Source organism: Streptomyces incarnatus, from assembly GCF_001027185.1.
Lineage (GTDB): Bacteria > Actinomycetota > Actinomycetes > Streptomycetales > Streptomycetaceae > Streptomyces > Streptomyces puniciscabiei.
Genome location: NZ_CP011497.1, coordinates 7792948 through 7810629 on the forward strand (window position 1 = coordinate 7792948; position 17682 = coordinate 7810629).

The following is a 17682-nucleotide window of genomic DNA, read 5'->3' on the forward strand; positions in this document are numbered from 1 at the left end:
ACAGCCACGGAGTCACAACAGCCCGAACCGCTCGGCCCAGCCGGTCAGCTCCCGTGGTGTCGTGTTGCCGCCGCAGACCACGAGCCCGATCCGGGCGCCGTCGCCGACCCGGGCCGCGACCTGGCGGGCCGCCGGCAGCAGACAGCCCGCGGCCGGCTCGGCCCACACCTTGGCGTGCTCGGCGAGGTCCAGCGAGCCCCGCACCGCGTCCCGGTCCGGTACCACCAGCACCTCCTCGACCAGCGCGGACACATGGTCGTACGTCAGCCGGGAGACGGAGGGCGCGCTGAGCGTGGTGACCAGGGACGACAGGGGCACCGGCACCGGTCCGCCCGACTTCAGCGCGCCGGACATGGCCTCGGCGCCCTCGGTCTCCACGCCCCACAGGCGCACGCCGGGGCGCCGGGCGGCGAGGGCCGCCGCGACCCCGGCGATCAGCCCGCCGCCACCGATGCTGACCACGACGTCCGTCAGGCCGTCCACCGCGTCCTCGGCCAGCTCCAGCCCGACCGTGCCCTGTCCGGCGATCACCACCGGGTCGTCGAACGGGTGGACCAGGGTCAGCCCCTCGTCCCGGAGCCGGGTCACCAGCGAGAAGGCGCTGTCCATGCCGTCGGTCAGCCGGACCTGCGCCCCCGCCCGCTCGGCGAGCGCGATGGAACGCGCGGGAGCGGTACGGGGCATGACCACGGTCGCCTTCACATGGAGGGCCGCGGCCATCACCGCGAGGGCGATCCCGTGGTTGCCGCCGCTGACCGCGACGACGCCCGCCGCCCGCTCGCCCTCGCTCAGCGACAGCAGCTTCGCCGTCGCCCCGCTGTGCCTTGAACGAGCCGGTGCGCTGCAGCAGTTCGAGCTTGGCGGTGACCGGAACGCCGAGCAGCTCGGTCAGACCCGGACTCGGCACGGTGGGCGTCCGTACGACATGTCCGGCGATCCGCTCCGCCGCGGCTTCGATCTCCTCGATGCCGATCAAGGTGCTTCACCCTTCCGGCGCGGGGGTGGGGGCCGCGCCGTTCGCACCCTGACCCGCGCGGACACCCGAGGTCAACACGGTTTCGCAGCCGGCCCGGTTGTGCCGACCGGACGGGTTGGTGACGCGGCCGGCCGGGTGTGGCCGCCGGGCCCGGCCCGGGGGACGGAGTCGGACGACCGGGCCTACACCTCGCGGCCCACCAGGTGGTCCAGCAGCCGGAAGAGGTCCCCGGCCGCCTCGGCGGCCAGCGGTGCCTGTGCGAGCAGCGCCCGGGCGGCGGCCGTGTGCGCACGCGCCTCGGTCAGCGCCGCGGTACGGCCGCCCGCCGCCTCGATCAGCGCGGCGGCCTCCGCGGCGCGGCCGGGCGCGTCGAGCAGTCCGGGCAGGGCGCGGGCCGCCGGGGCGGCGAGCGCGGCCAGCACCGGGTACGTCTTCTTGCGCTGCCGCAGATCGCCGCCCACGGGCTTGCCGGTGACGGCCGGGTCGCCCCAGATGCCCAGCACGTCGTCGACCAGCTGGAAGGCGACGCCGAGATGCCGTCCGGCCCGGTCCAGTGCGCCTGCCGTGGCCTCGTCCGCCCCGCCGAGCACGGCGCCCAGCGCGGCGGCACAGCCCAGCAGCGCGCCGGTCTTGCCCTCCGCCATCGACCGGTACTCCTCGGGCGTGACCCGCCCCGGACCCGTCCAGGGCCGGGTGGCGAACAGCAGGTCGTCGGCCTGCCCGCGGACCAGGTCGGCGAGGGCCGCCGACAGCAGCCGCACGGCGCCGGTGCCCTGCGGCGCGGTCGCGAGGGTCTCCACCGCCAGCGCGAACAGGGCGTCCCCGGCGAGCACCGCCGGTCCCGTGCCGTAGGCCTTCCACACGGCGGGGCGGCGGCGCCGGGTCGCGTCGCCGTCCATGATGTCGTCGTGCAGCAGCGAGAAGGCGTGCACCAGCTCCACCGCGACCGCCGCCGGGACACCGGCCCGCCCGTCGGCGCCCGCCGCTTCGGCGCCGAGCACCGCCAGCGCCTGCCGTACGCCCTTGCCGCCGGGCGCGGCGGCGGGCGCCCCGCCGACCTCGCACCAGCCGAAGGAGTACCCGGCCATCTCGGCCACCCACGGATGCAGCCGGCCCACCGCCTCGCGCAGTGCCGGGCGGACCAACCCACCGCAGCGGGCGAGGACATCCTGCGCCGAGGGCGGCGCCTGTACGGTGGTCACCGGGCGGCCTCCGCGGCGGTGGACGCGTCGAGGCCGAACTCCTCCTGGGCCCGGGCCACCATCTCCCGGGCGTGCTTGAGTCCGCTGCGCTCCAACGTCCGTGCCAGGTCGGCGAGTTCGGCTGCGGTCTCGGCCCGGTCCCGGCCCAGCCGCGCCCGCGACTTGGCCAGGCCCAGCCGGGCCAGCGCCGTGCCGCGCGGTTCGCTCATCGCGCGGAACTCCTCCAGCGCCAGCTCGTACATCTCCCGCGCCTCGGCGTAACGTTCCGCCCGGTACAGGACGTTGCCGCGCATCTTGTGGTTGTAGGCGAGCGCGCTGGAGAGGTTCATCTCCCGGCAGCCGGCCTCGGCCCGGGACAGCAGTTCCAGTGCCCGCTCGGTGTCCTTGTCGCGCACCGAGAGGATGTCGGCGAGTCCGCGCAGCGCCCAGGCGTGCCCGCGCCGGTCCTCCGCCTGCTCGGCTATCCGCGCCGCCTCCTCGAACAGCGCGTACGCCGTGTCGTGGTCGCCGGTGTTGCGGTGCATCTGCGCGATGCCCTCCAGCGCCCACACCGTGTGCCGGGCCTCGCCGCGCCTGCGCGCCTCGGCCAGCAGTTGCTCGTGCAGCCGGCCGACCGCCGCGTAGTCGCCCTGGATCCGGCCGGTCTCCGCCAGGCCGGCCAGCGAGTAGCCGCGGACGACGACGTCGCCGCCGCGCTCGCCGAGTTCGGCCGCGAGTCCCAGCAGCCGCCAGGCCAGCGGGAAGGCTCCGCGCTGCCGGGCGAGGGTGCCGCCGCTCCACAGCGCCCACGCCATCGCGGCGGTGTCGCCGGCCGCGCGGGCGGCGCGGTAACTCGCCTTCCAGGCCCGGTCCGCCTCCGCCGTGTGGCCGAGCCGCCGGTGCGCCTCGGCGACGGCGAGCCCGCAGCGGGCCGCCTCGGCGCCGCGCCCCGACCGCTCGGCCTCGCGCAGCTTCTCGGTGCCCTCCGCCAGCACATCGACCAGCGAGGAGTTCACGGACAGGGTGGTCAGGGCGCCCTGGTACTCCGGGGCGAAAGCCTTGCCGTACATGCGTACCTCTCTATACACGGCATGTATACACAGCGTGTATAGCATCTCGGAATGACGCCCCGGCCGAAGGGACCGGGGCGGGTCGGTCTGTTGCCGATCAAGACGCGGGTACGGCGAGGGGGGTTGCTCGTGCGACGCGGATCACCCTGTGAACGTTCAGTGCTGCTGGTTCTTCTGCGGGGTCAGCTCGCTCGGGCGCACCACGACGAAGCCCTCGCCCCGGAGCATCAGCTGTACGGCCTCGCCGGAACCGCCGCGCAGCATCGAGCCGATGGACTGGGAGCGGTGCAGCGAGGTCTCCAGGTGCGCGGTCCAGCCGACCACCGCGTCCGTGTCGACGTACACCGGGGACTGCGCGGAGACCGGTATCACCAGCGGGTTGCCCTCGCAGACCAGACCGAGCCGGCCCTGCCCGCTGAACACGCTGTTGAACAGGCCGCCGCCGGCGATGCCGGACCCCTTCACCGTCTTGATGTCGTACGACAGCGAGGCGTCGAAGCACAGCACGTTGCGGCCGTTGACGGTGAACTGGTCGCCGGGCTCGATCTCGACGATGAAGCAGTTCTGCGCCTCGTGCGCGAACCAGGCCTCGCCCTGCCCGCGCACGGCCATCAGGGGCAGCCCCTCACCGGTGACCGCGCGCTTCAGCATGCCGCCGACGCCCTGCCCCTTGCGCTCGAACCTCAGGTTCCCGCGATGGGCGACCATCGCGCCCTGGCGGGCGTACATCTCGCCGTTCACCGCGTACTTGACGCACTTGGCGTTCTCGACGGACATGCCCGGCTCCACGGCCGGCTGCACCACATGCGCACTGGAAAAGAGATCACCCTTCATGCGGGGCATGGTGTCCCGGAGGATGTCATTCCGCCAAGATCGCGCAAAGTGCACGAGGTCTGATGAGACTTCAGTCACATTCCGGCCCCGGAACCCGGGGGGTTGAGTCGACGTCTCCACAGCCGGAACACAGTTGGTCAGTCAGTGGCCACTCTGTGGAGCCCATTCGTAAAGGATTGCCATAGAAGGTCGCGAAACCGATCATTCCGCCTTTACGTGGACATGACTGATCCCTAAGGGTTACGCCTTGGGGCCCGACCAGCCCCCGTGACGTGAACCGCGTCATGCGTCAAGGCAGTTGGGGATCCCGGCTGCCTCAGTACGAAGGAACCCTGACCCTTGCGCAGACCGCACATACGCAGCGTCGCAGTCGCCATCGCGGTGACCACCGCTGCCACGGGCCTGGCCGGAACGGCTTTCGCGGGTCCCTCCACGGGGGCGGAGCGGTCCTCGGCGTCCACCACCACGAACGCCACCGCGGTGGTCGAGGCGGCGCGCACCGCGGCCTTCGCCCACGCCTCGGCGACCGGCGTCTCCCAGGGCGACGAACTGCACGCGCAGGACGTCATGCTCGACCCCGAGGGCGCCCGGCACGTCCGGTTCGTCCGCACGCACGGCGGCATGCCCGTGCTCGGCGGCGACCTCATCGTCCACCTCGACCACCAGCTGGCCTACACCGGCGTGACCCGCGCAGCCGGCCACGCCGTCCAGCCGGCCACCACCCAGGCCAAGCTGACCGCGGACCAGGCCGCCGCCAAGGCCGCCCAGGCCGCCAAGGGCGACGCGGGCACCGCCCAGCTCGTCGTCGACGCGCGCGGCGGATCGTCCGCCCTCGCCTACCAGGTGACCGTGACCGGCCAGGACGGCACCAACACCGTCGTCATCGACGCCGTCACCGGCAAGGTGCGCAGCAACACGCCCGACAGCGACGAGTTCCTGTCGCCGAAGCTGCTCGAGAACCTGCGCGAGCACGGCGAGACGATCGACCCGGCCACCGGCACCGCCTCCGCCGCCCCCGAGTCGCTCCTCGGCTCCGGCGTCTCCGGCGCCACCCGCTACCCGTCGGCCGCCAAGGGCACCGGCAAGACCCTCTTCGTGGGCAACGTCGGCCTGACCACCACGGCGACCTCGCGCGGCCACTACCAGCTCAAGGACCCCAGCCGGTACGGCACCGAGACCAGGGACGCCAAGGGCTCGTACACCGAGAAGTTCGGCGCGGGCGCGAAGTTCACCAGCACCACCAACGTGTGGGGCAACGGCACGACCGGCAACCGTGCGAGCGCCGCCGCCGACGCCCAGTACGGCATCACCCAGACGCTGGACTTCTACAAGAAGACCTTCGGCCGCAACGGCATAGCCAACAACAGCAAGGCCGCCCAGGGCATGGTCCACTGGGGCAAGAAGGTCGCCAACGCCTTCTGGGACCCGACCTGCACCTGCATGCTGTACGGCGACGGCGACGGCCAGACCTTCAAGAAGCCGCTCGTCGTCCTCGACGTCACCGGTCACGAGCTCACCCACGGGGTGGTGGACGCGACCGCCAAGCTGCAGCCGACCTACGTCGACTCCGACGGCAACCAGTACGGCGAGCCCGGCGCGCTGAACGAGTCGCTCGCGGACATCTTCGGCTCCAACGTCGAGTTCTACACCAACAACAAGAAGGACACGCCGGACTACCTGATCGGCGAGAAGCTGGGCCTCGCCCAGAAGTTCCTGCGCCGTCTCGACCACCCGTCGCTCGACAAGCTCGAGGGTACGATCGACTACTGGTCGCCGGACACCTACTACACCGAGGTGCACGCCGGATCCGGTGTCTCCTCGCACGCCTACTACCTCCTCGCGGAGGGCAGCGGCAAGAAGACCATCAACGGGGTCACCTACGACTCGCCGACCTACGACCACTCCACGGTCAAGGGCATCGGCCGCGCCAAGGCCACCGCGATCTTCTACCGTGCGCTGACCCGCTACATGGTCTCCACGACCGACTTCCACGACGCGCGCCTCGCGACGCTGAAGGCGGCCAAGGACCTGTACGGCGCGAACAGCACCGAGTACAAGACGGTGGACAAGGCGTGGGCCGCGGTCAACGTCACCGCCGCCAACACGCCGGCCGCGCACCACTGACGCAGCCGCCGCACCACCGGATGCCCCGCCCTGCGCGGGGCATCCGCACGTCCGGGGCGGCCCGGACCGCCCCGACCGCCGCCGGTGTCACCGCGTGATGCCCGGGCTGCCGCTCCTGGGTGTGGTGAGCGCCCTGACCGGCCCCGGAAGGCGATGTCCCCGGGCGGTCCCGGCGCGACCACGCACGGTCGGCTCGACCGCCGTGGGCCGTGCCCTGCGACCAGGTACGGTCCGCTCACCCCTCGGCGGGCGGCGGCCCGAGCGCCCGCCCGATGACCAGGACCGGAGCCGCTCGCGGGGGTTCGTCGGCGACCCGCGCCGCCGGGCGGCGACCACCCACCGAGGTGCGCGTCCGCCCGGTCGGCGCGACCATGACCTGCGTGGGATACGCAGACACGTCCCGGACGGTCCGCATGCCACCCCGGCGGGTCCGTCATGCCCCGGGACCCCGCGCGATGACCGGCCGGTTCGGACGCGTCCGCCGCGTCGCCGCCGCCCTGCTCACGGCCGTCGTCTGCCAGTCCGCGCCCGCGCCCAGGACCGCTCTGCCCGCGTCCGCCGAGCAGGCCTCCGGGGTCGTCACCTGGGCGGCGAGCGCCGACCGCATGGGCGAGGGCACCGGCGCGGAGGGCTACCGGCTGATCGTGCACACCAGCGTCGGCGGCGACGATCTCCGCGTCCGCCTCAGCAACGCCTTCGGCGACCGGCCGTTGACCGTGGACAGTGTCTACGCCGGAGTACGCGGCGAGGGAGCGGCCCTGCGGCCGGGCAGCAACCGGCCGCTGACCTTCGGCGGCGCCCGTACCGTCGTCGTCCCGGAGGGCGCCGCCGCCTGGAGCGACCCCCTGCCCGCCCGGCTGCGTGCCGGCACCGACCTGGTGGTCAGCCTGCACACCCCGGCCGCGGCCGGGCCGGTGACCGGCCACTTGCTGGCGATGCAGACGTCCTACACCGACAGCGGCGACCACACCGCCGAGGAGGGCGGTACCGACTGGAAGCGGACCACGGGCTCCTGGTGGTACCTCGACGCCGTGTCCGTACGGCCCTCCCGCAGCGCCACCGGTGGCGTGGCCGCGCTCGGCGACTCCCTCACCGACGGCTGGCACTCCACCGCGGATCTGAACCGCCGCTGGCCCGACTACCTGGCGAGGCGCCTGCACACCGCCCGCACGGCCGTCCAGGGCGTCGCCGACGAAGGCATCGGGGGCAACCAGGTGCTCGCCGACGGCGCCGGGCAGAGCGCCCTGCACCGGCTGGACCGGGACGTGCTGTCCCTGCCCGGAGTGCGCACCGTCTTCGTCTTCGAGGGGGTGAACGACCTCAGGGCGCACACCGGCGTCACCGCGCGGGACCTGATCGAGGGGTACCGGAAGATCGCCGAGCGGGTGCACGCGGCGGGCAAGTGCGTGGCCGTCGCCACGATCGCCCCCTTCGAAGGCCGGCCCGGATGGGACCCGCCCGCCGAGGCCGTACGCCGGGAAGTGAACCGATTCCTGCGCACCAGCGGGGAGTTCGACGCGGTCACCGACTTCGACCGCACCCTGCGCAGCCCCCACGACCCCGCACGGCTGCTGCCGCTCCTCGACGGCGGTGACCACCTCCACCCCGACGACAAGGGCATGCGCGCACTGGCCGACGCCGTCGACCTCCGCGGTCTCGACTGCACCCGCTGACCGGGAGTTCCGGCCGGCTCACCGACGCAGGGCCCGAACCAGCGGGCACTCAACCCCGAAGCGTCTCGGCCCAGTTCGCCGGCACCCGCCCGGCAGGACCCGGCACCGGCTGATCGACGGGATGGCTCTCGGGCGGCGCCAGTTCGGGCCCGGCGGTGTACAACTCGTCCGTGGTGTAGTCCCAGAACCACTCCTCACCCGGCTCGAAACTCCGGATCACCGGATGCCCCGTGGCGTGGTAGTGCGCGGTGGCGTGCTTCGCGGGGGAGTCGTCGCAGCACCCGATGTGCCCGCACCGCGCGCACCGGCGCAGATGGAACCACCAGCCGCCGGCCTCCTCGCACTCCACGCAGCCGGTGCCGCTGGGCGGGATGCCCGGGTCGATCGCGTCGGCCTTGTCGCTGGTGCTCATACGGATTCCTCCGCTCGCTCGACGGATGTGTCCGGCAGCTCGGCCGTCAGCGGGAGCAGCACCTGGAAGCGGGTGTCGCCCGGCACCGACTCCACGCGCAGGCTGCCGTGGTGCTTGTTGACGACGATCCGCCAGGAGATGTCCAGGCCCAGCCCGGTGCCCTCGCCGACCGGTTTGGTGGTGAAGAACGGGTCGAAGATCCGGTCCTTGATCTCCGGCGGCACTCCGGGACCGGTGTCCCGGAACTCGACCAGCAGCCGCTCGTGGTCGAGCGCGGTCCGTACCGTCAACGTGCCCGTGCCGCCCGCGTCGTTGATCGCGGACACCGCGTTGTCGATCAGGTTGGTCCACACCTGGTTCAGCTCCGCCGGATAGGCGGGCACCGGCGGGAGCGTGCGGTCGTACTCCTTCACGACCCCGATGCCGGCGCCGATCTTGCCGGAGAGCATCAGCAGGGTGCTGTCGAGGAGTTCGTGCACGTCGACCACGCGGTAGGGCGCCCGGTCCAGCTGCGAGTACTGCTTGGCCGCGTCGACGAGATGCGAGATACGGGTGGTGGAGTCCTCGATCTCGTTCATCAACAGCTCGGTCTCGACGGTGTAGTTGAGCCAGGCGACCGCGCCGCCCAGGATCTCCTCGTCCACGGCCGCCGCGACCTGCTCCAGCCAGTCGACGTCGAGCCCGGCCTGCACGAAGGTCGGCGCCAGCTGCCAGCCGTAGTCGATGCCGTGGTCCTCCAGCCAGCCGGTGAGCAGGTCCTCCCGGTCGGCGGCCTCCAGCGGACTGAGCACCGGGGCCTTGGCGACCCGTTCGGCGGTGCGCTCCTGGATCTCGATCAGGCCGGCCAACGCGTCCCGGGAGAAGGGCCCTTCGGCGACCACGGCGAGCTTGTGCCGCATCTTCGCGACCCGTTCGCGCAGGGTCGCGGTGGCCCGGACGGCTGCCGCGGCCGGGTTGTTCAGCTCGTGCGTGAGCCCGGCCGACAGCGAGCCGAGCGCCAGCAGCCGCTCCTGCTGCCCGATCGCCGCCTGGGTGCGCTTGGACCCGAAGAACAGGCCCTCCAGCAGGTGCACGGCCATCGGGAACCACTCGGTCATGACGTCCGCGAAGATGTCCGCCGGCAGCACGAAGAACCGCGTCGGCTCCGTCACCCGCATCGAGTTGTTGTAGACCTGCGGCACCCGGTCGCCGAGGTAGGCCTGCATCGCGCCCGCGTACACCCCGCGCTGCGAGGTGCGGCCGACCTCCACGTCGTCGCCGCCGACCCGGCGGGACATCACCACCGTACCCTCGATCATCACGAAGAAGCAGGTGGCCGGGTCGCCCTCGGTGTACACCGGACCGGGCTGGAACAGCTCCACCCGCCCCTCGCTGCACAACCGGCCCAGCTGCTCGGGGCTCAGCTTCTCGAAGAGGAACAGCGAGCCGATCTCCTTGGGGCTGCACGGCACGATCTGCCCGCTCATGACTGCTCCTGATCGTTCATGACTGTTCCAGATACCGGTGGACGAGCATCACGGCCATGGCTCCCTCGCCGACGGCGGACGCGACCCGCTTGGCGGACTCGGCACGCGCGTCCCCCGCCACGAACACCCCGGGGACGCTGGTCTCCAGGTGGTACGGGGGCCGGTCCAGTTCCCAGCCGGCCGGCGGGTGCCCGTCGGCGGTGAGATCGGGCCCGGCCAGGATGAACCCGCGCTCGTCGCGCAGCACCGCGTCACCGAGCCAGTCGGTCAGCGGGGCGGCACCGATGAACACGAACATCCACTGCGCGTCGACCCGTTCGCTCACCCCGGTCACGGTGTGACGCAGCGTCAGCTGCTCCAGGTGGTCCGAGCCGTGCGCCGCGTCCACGACCGTGTGCGGGCGCACCGAGATGTTCGGCGCCTCGTTGATCTGCTGGATCAGGTAGTGGGACATCGAGGCCGACAGGTCGGGTCCGCGCACCAGCAGCGTCACCGACTTCGCGCCCCGGGACAGGTACATCGCCGCCTGGCCCGCCGAGTTGGCGCCGCCGACGATGTAGATGTCCTGCCCCTGGCAGGAGGCGGCCTCGGTCAGCGCCGAGCCGTAGAACACGCCGCAGCCGGTGAGGTCGGTGCAGCCCCGCGCCTCGAGCTGCCGGTACTGCACGCCGGTCGCGAGGATCACGCTGTGCGCGGCGATCGCCGTACCGTCCGCGAACCGTACGACCCGGGCGGCGCCGTTCACCTCGAGCCCCGTCACCTCGCGCGTGGTCAGGATCTCGGCGCCGAACTTGGCCGCCTGCCGCCGCGCCCGGTCGGTGAGCTGGGCGCCGGAGACACCGTCGGGGAAGCCCAGGTAGTTCTCGATCCGGGAGCTCTGCCCGGCCTGCCCGCCGGTCGCCGACCGCTCCACCAGGACGGTCCTGAGCCCCTCGGAGGCCCCGTACACCGCGGCGCCGAGCCCGGCCGGCCCGCCGCCGATCACGATCAGGTCGTAGAAGTCGGCGGTCGGAGTCGTCGCCAGCCCCACCCGGGCGGCCAGCTCGGGCGCCTCGGGCTCGACCAGGGCCGTGCCGTCCGGGGTGATCACCAGCGGCAGCCGCCGCCCGTCCTGCCCGGCGGCGGCCAGCAGCCGCTGCCCCTCCGGCTCCTCCACCGAGTACCAGCGGTACGGCACCTGGTTGCGGGCGAGGAACTCGCGCACGTCCGACGACCGCGCCGACCAGCGGTGTCCGACGACCTTGGTGCTGGGCACGGGCCGGTAGGCGCTGCTGCGCCAGGCCTGAAGCAGGTCGTCGAGCACCGGGTAGAGCTTCTCCTCCGGCGGGTCCCAGGGCTTGAGCAGATAGTGGTCGAGATCGACGACATTGATCGCGTCGATGGCGGCGTTGGTGTCCGCGTACGCGGTGAGCAGCACCCGCCGCGCCCCCGGATAGACGTCCAGCGCCTGTTCCAGGAACTCGATGCCGTTCATCTGCGGCATGCGGTAGTCGGCCAGGATCACCGCGACCAGGTCGCCGCGCAGCTTCAGCTCGCGCAGCGCCTGCAGCGCGGACTCCCCGGACTCCGCGCGCACGATCCGGTACGACTCGCCGTAGCGCCGCCGCAGATCGCGGGCGACGGCACGGGAGACCCCCGGGTCGTCGTCCACGGTCAGGATGACGGTCCGCGCTGCCTCGGCGGCCTGTGCCATGCGTCTCCCACCCCGAGCGTCGGTTCCACGGGCCGGTGTCGTGGGGACCACCGCACCCGTTCCCGGCCATCGTATGTTCGATCGCCCCGATCCGCCCTCGGATACGACAGCCGCCCGGCTCGGCCCGGCCAAGGGGATCACCGGCGGCACGTGGCAGGAGAGATCGCCGTGCCCGTGCGCGGCCGTGCCCGATAGTGGGCACCAGCACCAGGGGAGCGGCGACGACGAGGAGGCCCGCGCATGGCACGCCCGATCACGGCAGGGGTGGACGGCACCGAGGAGAGCCTGGCCGCGCTGGGGTGGGCGGGCCGGGAGGCCGTGCGCCGTGGGCTGCCCCTGCGCGTGGTGCACGCGTGGCGGTACGCCGAGTCGCTCGCCGCCGCCGACCGGGACACCCAGCACGGCTGGGCGTCGGACGGGGTGGCGGAGGCCGTGCGGGCCGTGTCGGGGCGGCATCCGGGGCTCGCGGTGAGCGTCGACGTGGTCGAGGGCGAGCCGGTGCACGCGCTGGCCCGGGCCGCGGCGGAGGCGGAGATGCTGGTGCTGGGCTCGCGCGGGCACGGGCCCGTGGTCGGGTTCCTGCTGGGCTCGGTCGGACAGCAGGTGATCGCCGGGGCGGCCCGGCCGGTGGTCCTGGTGCGTGCCGGGGACCAGCCGGCTGCCGAGGCCGCCGGGCGGGACGTCGTGGTCGGCCAGCACGGCGACCCCGAGGACAGCGCGGCCACGCTGCGGTTCGCGTTCGAGACGGCCGCGGCCCGGGGCGCGGCCGTCCGGGCCGTACGGGCGTGGACCCTGCCGCCGGTCTTCGCCTACAGCCCCGGCTCGCTCAGGCTCCTCGACGATGCGGGCGGTCTCGAACCCTACGAGCGGCAGGCGCTGACCGAGGCGCTCGGGCCGTGGCGGGAGCGGTTCCCGGAGGTGCCCGTGGCCGAGCACGTCGAGCTGGGCAGCGCGGGCCAGGTGCTGCTGGCGGCGGCCGGGGCGGCCCAGCTGGTGGTCGTCGGGCGCCGGGCGCACCGTACGGCCGTGGGTGCCCGGATCGGCTCGGTCGCGCACGGGATGCTGCACCACGCCGCGTGCCCGGTCGCCGTGGTCCCGCACGAGTGAGTCACTCGGTCTCGGCCGGCTCCAGGGCCGCCCGCGCCTTCGGCAGGACGTTGTCGATGAAGTCCTGCACGGCGGTGTCCAGGCCTATGTCGTGCTGGGCGCGCTCGGACAGGTACCAGCGGTGTTCGAGGAGCTCGTGGTAGATCTCGGCCGGGTCCATGGAGCCGCGCAGCGCCGGCGGCACGGCCCGCACGGTGGGCCGGAACACGTCCCGCACCCACCGGTGGGCCAGGACCTCGGGGCGGGCGGCCAGCGGATCGCCGGGCGCGTAGTCGTCCTGGGTGGCCATCCAGCTCTCCAGGTCGCTCAGCAGCCGCCGCGCCTGGTTCTCCTCCGTGTCCAGGCCGGTCAGCCGCAGCAGCTGGCGCTGGTGGTGGCCGGCGTCGACGACCTTCGGCACGAAGGTGACCGTGTCGCCGCCCGTGGAGTGCTCGATCTGCATCTCGGCCACGTCGAAACCGAGGTCGTTCAGGCGGCGGATCCGGCGTTCGATGTAGTGGTACTTGCCCGCCGGGTACACCGAGGTGCGGGTCAGCTCCTGCCACAGCCCCTGGTACCGGGTGCAGATCTCGTGCCCGAACTCCACCGGGTCCACGGACGGGTGCAGCGCCCCGGACGCCTCCAGGTCCAGCAGCTCCCCGCTGATGTTCACCCGGGCCAGATCCAGGTCGTACTCCCGCTGCCCGGGGCTGAGCCGCGGGTGCAGGTCGCCGGTCTCGGCGTCGACCAGATAGGCGGCGTAGGCGCCCGCGTCCCGCCGGAAGAGGGTGTTCGACAGCGAGCAGTCGCCCCAGGCGAACCCGGCCAGGTGCAGCCGGACCAGCAGCACGGCGAGGGCGTCCATCAGGCGGTGCATGGTCGCCGGGCGCATGGTGGTCTCGAACATCGAGCGGTACGGCATCGAGCCGCGCAGATGCCGGGTGATCAGCACCGGCTCCAGCGGGGCGCCCACGCGGTCGGTGCGGCCGGTGACCACCGCGAGGGGGTCGACCGCGGGGATGCCGAGCCGGTCGAGGTCGCGCAGCAGCCCGTACTCGCGCAGCGCGGGCCGTTCGGCCAGCTCCTTGACGGCGATCACCTCGTCGCCGGCGTGCGCGTAGCGCACCACGTGCCGGGAGATGCCGCGGGGGAGCGGCACGAGGTACTCCTCGGGCCACTCCTCGAGGGGCACGTCCCAGGGCAGGGCGAGCAGGAGCGCGGGGTGCTCCGGGTTCGTGGCGCTGATCTGCAAGGCCATGGCACGAACCCTAAGGCCCCGGCCGGGTGTTCTAGGAGGCCCGGTCCCGGGCCAGCTCGGCCGCCGCGCGTACCGGACCCCGGTGGACCGGCCCGTGTCCGGGCAGCAGGGTGTCGGCGTCGAGCGCGCCGATCGTCCCGAGGGAGGCCAGGACTCCGGCGCGCTCGTGGTGGAAGAAGCCGGGCAGGATCTGCGGGCCCTTGATCCGCGAGGTCGCGTGCCCGGTGGCCAGGGCGTCACCGGAGATGACGATGCCCGCCTCGGGAAGGTGGTAGACGCAGTGGCCGTCGGTGTGCCCCGGGGTGTGCACGGGCACGGGGCGGCCGGGCAGGTCCAGCGGGCCCTCGGCCGGGAACGGCTCGGGCGCGGTGACGGGGTTGTGGTCGGTGCCGCCGACGCGGATCACGTGCACCGCCCAGGGCACGACGCCCGGCCGCCAGGCATTGCGGACCACATCGCCGATGGAGGCCTGCTGCAGGAACTCCCGCCGCGCGTGCGGCACTTCGGCCGGGTGCAGGTACACGGGCGTGCCGTGGGTGGCGCGCAGGTACTCGGCCGAGCCCAGATGGTCGTTGTGCGCGTGGGTGATCAGCACGGCGGCGACCGCGTCCGGTGAACTGCCCACCTCCGCCAGGGACGCGAGGACTCCCTCGCGGTCTCCCGGATAGCCGGTGTCCACCAGGGTGACGGCGTCCCCGTCCTTCAGGATGACCCAGTTGACGTGGTTGCCGTGCACCAGGTAGGTGCCTTCGGCGACTTGGTGTACCTCTGTCCGCATGATCTCCCCGAGCCCTGTGCGGCCGACCGTCGGGGACAGCCAACCAGATGTGCCGGTGTGCCGCACCGGTGGGGCGCGTCACTGCACACCGTGCGGCCGGAACTGGATGCTGATGCGCGGCCCCGTGGCCCGGGTGGTCTTCGGTACGCAGTGTTCCCAGGTCCGCTGGCAGGAGCCGCCCATCACGATCAGATCGCCGTGTCCGAGCGGCCGCCGCAGTGCCGCGCCGCCTCCGCCCGCCGGACGCAGCAGCAGGTCCCGGGGGGTGCCGACGGACAGGATCGCGACCATCGTGTCCTCCCGGGCACCCCGCCCGATCCGGTCTCCGTGCCAGGCCACGCTGTCCCGGCCGTCGCGGTAGAAGCACAGCCCGGCGGTGGTGAACGGCTCGCCCAGCTCCTCGGCGTAGTGCCGGGACAAGGCGTCGCGGGCCTCGTCCAGCACCGGATGGGGAAGCGCGTCGTGGGCCGCGTAGAAGGCCAGCAGGCGCGGTACGGCCACCACGGCGTCGTACATCTTGCGGCGCTCCGCGCGCCACGGCACGTCCGCCGCCAGCTTCTCGAAAAGGGCGTCGGCCCCGCTCAGCCAGCCCGGCAGGACGTCGATCCAGGCGCCCGACCCCAGCTCGGTCCGGCGCAGCCCGTCCAGCGGGCCGAGCCGCAGCTCGTCGGTCTGGTCGAACAGGGAGCCCTGGAGATGCGTGGACATGGGCCCAGCGTACTCCTGAATCGAATATGCGTTCCCATGTGATCGCGAGGGGTTTCGATGCATCGATGTATCGGATACATTCGCGTATCGAAAGTGAGGGCCGATGGAAGACACCCCCAAGCGCGTCACCCGCCGCCGCGTCCGCACCCGGGCCAGGCTGCTTCAGGCCGCGTTCGAGGTGTTCGCGGCCAAGGGCTTCGGACGGGTCTCCATCGAGGAGATCTGCGACGCGGCCGGTTTCAGCCGCGGCGCCTTCTACTCCAACTTCGCCACTCTGGACGAACTGTTCTTCGCCCTCTACCAGGAGCGGGCGGACCTCATCGCCGCCCAGGTGGCCGACGCCCTCGCCCAGGACGGCCCCGGTCTCGACGTGCCCGCCTCGGTGGACCGGGTCACCGAGGTGCTGCTGCTCGACGTGGACTGGCTGCTGGTCAAGACCGACTTCCTGGTGCACGCCGCGCGCGACGAGGAGGTCGCCCGCGTCCTCCTCGACCACCGTGCCCGGCTCCGGGAGGCCATCGCCGACCGCCTGTTCCGCGCCCGCGGCCACACCGAACTGCCCGCCGTGCTCGGCGATGCGGACGGCGCCGCGCACGCCGTGGTCGCCGCGTACGACGGCGTCACCGTCCAGCTGCTGCTGGACAAGGACGTCGAGGCCGCCCGGGCCTGGCTGAAGCAACTGCTCACCGCACTTCTCACCGACGGCAGCAGCTCCCCATCGAGGATCTGAGGAAGGACACAGTCGCCATGGACGCGGACGTCATCGTCGTCGGAGCCGGCCTCGCCGGCCTGGTCGCGGCGCACGAGCTCACCAGCCGGGGCCGCCGGGTGGCCCTGGTCGACCAGGAGAACGCCGCCAACCTCGGCGGACAGGCCTTCTGGTCCTTCGGTGGGCTCTTCCTCGTCGACTCGCCCGAGCAGCGCCGCCTCGGCATCAAGGACTCCTTCGACCTCGCCTGGAACGACTGGCGGGGCAGCGCCGGGTTCGACCGGCTCGAGGACGAGGACTCGTGGGCGGTGCGCTGGGCCCGCGCGTATGTCGAGTTCGCGGCCGGCGAGAAGCGGACCTGGCTCAAGGGCCACGGCATCGAGCTGCTGCCGACCGTCGGCTGGGCCGAGCGCGGCGACCTCAGGGCGGGCGGGCACGGCAACTCCGTACCCCGCTTCCACATCGCCTGGGGCACCGGCACCGGCGTGGTCGAACCCTTCGTCCGCCACGCCCGCCAGGCCGCCCGGGACGGACTGCTGACCTTCCACCACCGCCACCGGGTCGACGAGCTGGTCATCGAGGACGGCACGGCACGCGGGGTGCGCGGCACCGTCCTGGCCGAGGACAGCTCGCCGCGCGGCGTCGCCTCCAACCGGGACCGCGCCGGCGACTTCGAACTCACCGCACAGGCGGTCGTCGTCACCACCGGTGGCATCGGCGCCGACCACGACATCGTCCGCCGCTACTGGCCCGCCCGGCTCGGCACCCCGCCGGCCGAGATGGTCACCGGCGTCCCGGCCTACGTCGACGGCCGGATGCTCGACATCAGCGCCGAGGCCGGCGTCCGGCTGGTCAACCGCGACCGCATGTGGCACTACACCGAGGGCCTGCGGAACTGGGACCCGGTCTGGCCCGGCCACGGCATCCGCATCCTGCCCGGCCCGTCGTCCATCTGGCTGGACGCCCTCGGCCGCCGGCTGCCCGACCCCTGCCTGCCGGGCTACGACACCCTCAGCACCCTCAAGTACCTGCGCACCACCGAGGACATCGCCGGACACGACCACTCCTGGTTCATCCTCACCCGGAAGATCATCGAGAAGGAGTTCGCGCTCTCCGGCTCCGAGCAGAACCCCGACATCACCGCCAAGGACCGCAGGGCGGTGCTGCGCGACCGGCTGCTCGGCAAGGGCGCACCCGCACCGGTGCAGGCCTTCCTCGACAAGGGGGCCGACTTCGTGACCGCGGGCAACCTGGAGCAGCTGGTCGGCAAGATGAACGCGCTGACCGGCAAGCCGCTGCTCGACGCGGCCGAGGTGCGCCGCCAGATCGAGGCCCGCGACCTGCAGATGGCCAACCCCTACAGCAAGGACTCCCAGGTCCAGGGCATCCGCAACGCCCGCCGCTACATCGGCGACCGGCTCGGCCGGGTGGCCACGCCGCACCGCATCCTCGACCCGGCCGCGGGCCCCCTCATCGGCGTCAGGCTCCACATCCTGACCCGCAAGACCCTCGGCGGCATCCAGACCGACCTCGACTCGCGCGCCCTGGCCACCGACGGCACGCCGATCGAGGGGCTGTACGCGGCGGGCGAGGTGGCCGGCTTCGGCGGCGGCGGGGTGCACGGCTACAACGCGCTGGAGGGCACCTTCCTCGGCGGCTGCCTGTTCTCCGGGCGGGCCGCGGGGCGGCACGCGGCCACGCACACCGGCTGACC

General features: G+C 72.9%; 15 protein-coding genes and 1 pseudogene. 5 read left to right on the forward strand and 11 right to left on the reverse strand.

All coding sequences use genetic code 11. From position 1 onward, the window contains the following. Positions 1-12 precede the first annotated feature (12 nt). The 4 genes and pseudogenes from ABB07_RS35500 to ABB07_RS35515 form a co-directional block, all read right to left on the reverse strand. A pseudogene (locus ABB07_RS35500) lies at positions 13-976 on the reverse strand (threonine/serine dehydratase family protein). Between the two features lie 182 nt (positions 977-1158). Continuing rightward, positions 1159-2178 (reverse strand): polyprenyl synthetase family protein, encoded by a 1020-nt coding sequence (locus tag ABB07_RS35505; protein ID WP_208902552.1) that lies wholly within the window; start codon positions 2176-2178, stop codon positions 1159-1161. Continuing rightward, positions 2175-3227, reverse strand: a complete 1053-nt coding sequence (locus tag ABB07_RS35510) for a tetratricopeptide repeat protein (protein WP_208902553.1) — start codon at positions 3225-3227, stop codon at positions 2175-2177. Before ABB07_RS35510 ends, ABB07_RS35505 begins: the two co-directional genes overlap by 4 nt. A gap of 156 nt (positions 3228-3383) precedes the next feature. Beyond that, positions 3384-4061 (reverse strand): AIM24 family protein, encoded by a 678-nt coding sequence (locus ABB07_RS35515; protein ID WP_208902554.1) that lies wholly within the window; start codon positions 4059-4061, stop codon positions 3384-3386. A gap of 339 nt (positions 4062-4400) precedes the next feature. On the opposite strand from ABB07_RS35515, the gene ABB07_RS35520 reads away from it, so the two are divergent. Further along, a complete protein-coding gene (locus ABB07_RS35520; RefSeq protein WP_208902555.1) occupies positions 4401-6185 on the forward strand; it encodes a M4 family metallopeptidase in 1785 nt (594 codons plus the stop codon). 235 nt (positions 6186-6420) lie between these two features. Here the strand turns inward: ABB07_RS35520 and ABB07_RS35525 are convergent, their stop codons facing one another. Further along, positions 6421-6582 (reverse strand): hypothetical protein, encoded by a 162-nt coding sequence (locus ABB07_RS35525; protein WP_208902556.1) that lies wholly within the window; start codon positions 6580-6582, stop codon positions 6421-6423. 58 nt (positions 6583-6640) lie between these two features. Here ABB07_RS35525 and ABB07_RS35530 point away from each other — a divergent pair, with 58 nt between their 5' ends. After that, positions 6641-7858 carry an SGNH/GDSL hydrolase family protein gene (locus ABB07_RS35530; RefSeq protein WP_208902557.1) on the forward strand — a complete coding sequence of 406 codons (1218 nt, stop codon included), beginning with the start codon at positions 6641-6643 and terminating at the stop codon, positions 7856-7858. Between the two features lie 49 nt (positions 7859-7907). Here ABB07_RS35530 and ABB07_RS35535 read toward each other — a convergent pair whose 3' ends face one another. From ABB07_RS35535 to ABB07_RS35545, 3 genes are read right to left on the reverse strand one after another with little or no spacing between them, the layout of a single operon-like run. Next, complete coding sequence (locus ABB07_RS35535; RefSeq protein WP_208902558.1) at positions 7908-8270, reverse strand: UBP-type zinc finger domain-containing protein; 363 nt, start codon at positions 8268-8270, stop codon at positions 7908-7910. After that, a complete protein-coding gene (locus tag ABB07_RS35540; RefSeq protein ID WP_208902559.1) occupies positions 8267-9736 on the reverse strand; it encodes an ATP-binding protein in 1470 nt (489 codons plus the stop codon). The genes ABB07_RS35535 and ABB07_RS35540 overlap by 4 nt, the downstream gene beginning before the upstream one ends. Before the next feature lie 16 nt (positions 9737-9752). After that, on the reverse strand, positions 9753-11429 hold the full coding sequence (locus tag ABB07_RS35545) for an NAD(P)/FAD-dependent oxidoreductase (RefSeq protein ID WP_208902560.1): 1677 nt from the start codon (positions 11427-11429) through the stop codon (positions 9753-9755). A gap of 240 nt (positions 11430-11669) precedes the next feature. On the opposite strand from ABB07_RS35545, the gene ABB07_RS35550 reads away from it, so the two are divergent. Next, positions 11670-12536 (forward strand): universal stress protein, encoded by an 867-nt coding sequence (locus ABB07_RS35550; protein WP_208902561.1) that lies wholly within the window; start codon positions 11670-11672, stop codon positions 12534-12536. 1 nt (position 12537) lies between these two features. On the opposite strand, the gene ABB07_RS35555 is transcribed toward ABB07_RS35550, so the two are convergent. The 3 genes from ABB07_RS35555 to ABB07_RS35565 form a co-directional block, all read right to left on the reverse strand. Next, entirely contained in the window at positions 12538-13773 is a 1236-nt protein-coding gene (locus ABB07_RS35555) for a DUF4032 domain-containing protein (RefSeq protein WP_208902562.1), read from the reverse strand. Positions 13774-13804: 31 nt separating this feature from the next. Beyond that, entirely contained in the window at positions 13805-14551 is a 747-nt protein-coding gene (locus tag ABB07_RS35560; protein ID WP_208902563.1) for an MBL fold metallo-hydrolase, read from the reverse strand. Between the two features lie 78 nt (positions 14552-14629). Beyond that, positions 14630-15259 (reverse strand): alpha-ketoglutarate-dependent dioxygenase AlkB, encoded by a 630-nt coding sequence (locus tag ABB07_RS35565; RefSeq protein ID WP_208902564.1) that lies wholly within the window; start codon positions 15257-15259, stop codon positions 14630-14632. A gap of 103 nt (positions 15260-15362) precedes the next feature. Between ABB07_RS35565 and ABB07_RS35570 the strand changes: the two genes are divergently transcribed. Further along, positions 15363-15989: a TetR/AcrR family transcriptional regulator gene (locus tag ABB07_RS35570; protein WP_208902565.1), complete on the forward strand. Its 627-nt coding sequence runs from the start codon at positions 15363-15365 to the stop codon at positions 15987-15989. Between the two features lie 17 nt (positions 15990-16006). Continuing rightward, on the forward strand, positions 16007-17680 hold the full coding sequence (locus ABB07_RS35575) for an FAD-binding dehydrogenase (protein WP_208902566.1): 1674 nt from the start codon (positions 16007-16009) through the stop codon (positions 17678-17680). Positions 17681-17682: the final 2 nt, after the last annotated feature.

Coding starts and splice junctions, on each gene's coding strand:
- ABB07_RS35510 (WP_208902553.1), bottom strand. CDS start 3,227: ATGTACGGCAAGGCTTTCGCCCCGGAGTACCAGGGCGCCCTGACCACC.
- ABB07_RS35515 (WP_208902554.1), bottom strand. CDS start 4,061: ATGAAGGGTGATCTCTTTTCCAGTGCGCATGTGGTGCAGCCGGCCGTG.
- ABB07_RS35530 (WP_208902557.1), top strand. CDS start 6,641: ATGACCGGCCGGTTCGGACGCGTCCGCCGCGTCGCCGCCGCCCTGCTC.
- ABB07_RS35535 (WP_208902558.1), bottom strand. CDS start 8,270: ATGAGCACCAGCGACAAGGCCGACGCGATCGACCCGGGCATCCCGCCC.
- ABB07_RS35540 (WP_208902559.1), bottom strand. CDS start 9,736: ATGAGCGGGCAGATCGTGCCGTGCAGCCCCAAGGAGATCGGCTCGCTG.
- ABB07_RS35545 (WP_208902560.1), bottom strand. CDS start 11,429: ATGGCACAGGCCGCCGAGGCAGCGCGGACCGTCATCCTGACCGTGGAC.
- ABB07_RS35550 (WP_208902561.1), top strand. CDS start 11,670: ATGGCACGCCCGATCACGGCAGGGGTGGACGGCACCGAGGAGAGCCTG.
- ABB07_RS35555 (WP_208902562.1), bottom strand. CDS start 13,773: ATGGCCTTGCAGATCAGCGCCACGAACCCGGAGCACCCCGCGCTCCTG.
- ABB07_RS35560 (WP_208902563.1), bottom strand. CDS start 14,551: ATGCGGACAGAGGTACACCAAGTCGCCGAAGGCACCTACCTGGTGCAC.
- ABB07_RS35565 (WP_208902564.1), bottom strand. CDS start 15,259: ATGTCCACGCATCTCCAGGGCTCCCTGTTCGACCAGACCGACGAGCTG.
- ABB07_RS35570 (WP_208902565.1), top strand. CDS start 15,363: ATGGAAGACACCCCCAAGCGCGTCACCCGCCGCCGCGTCCGCACCCGG.
- ABB07_RS35575 (WP_208902566.1), top strand. CDS start 16,007: ATGGACGCGGACGTCATCGTCGTCGGAGCCGGCCTCGCCGGCCTGGTC.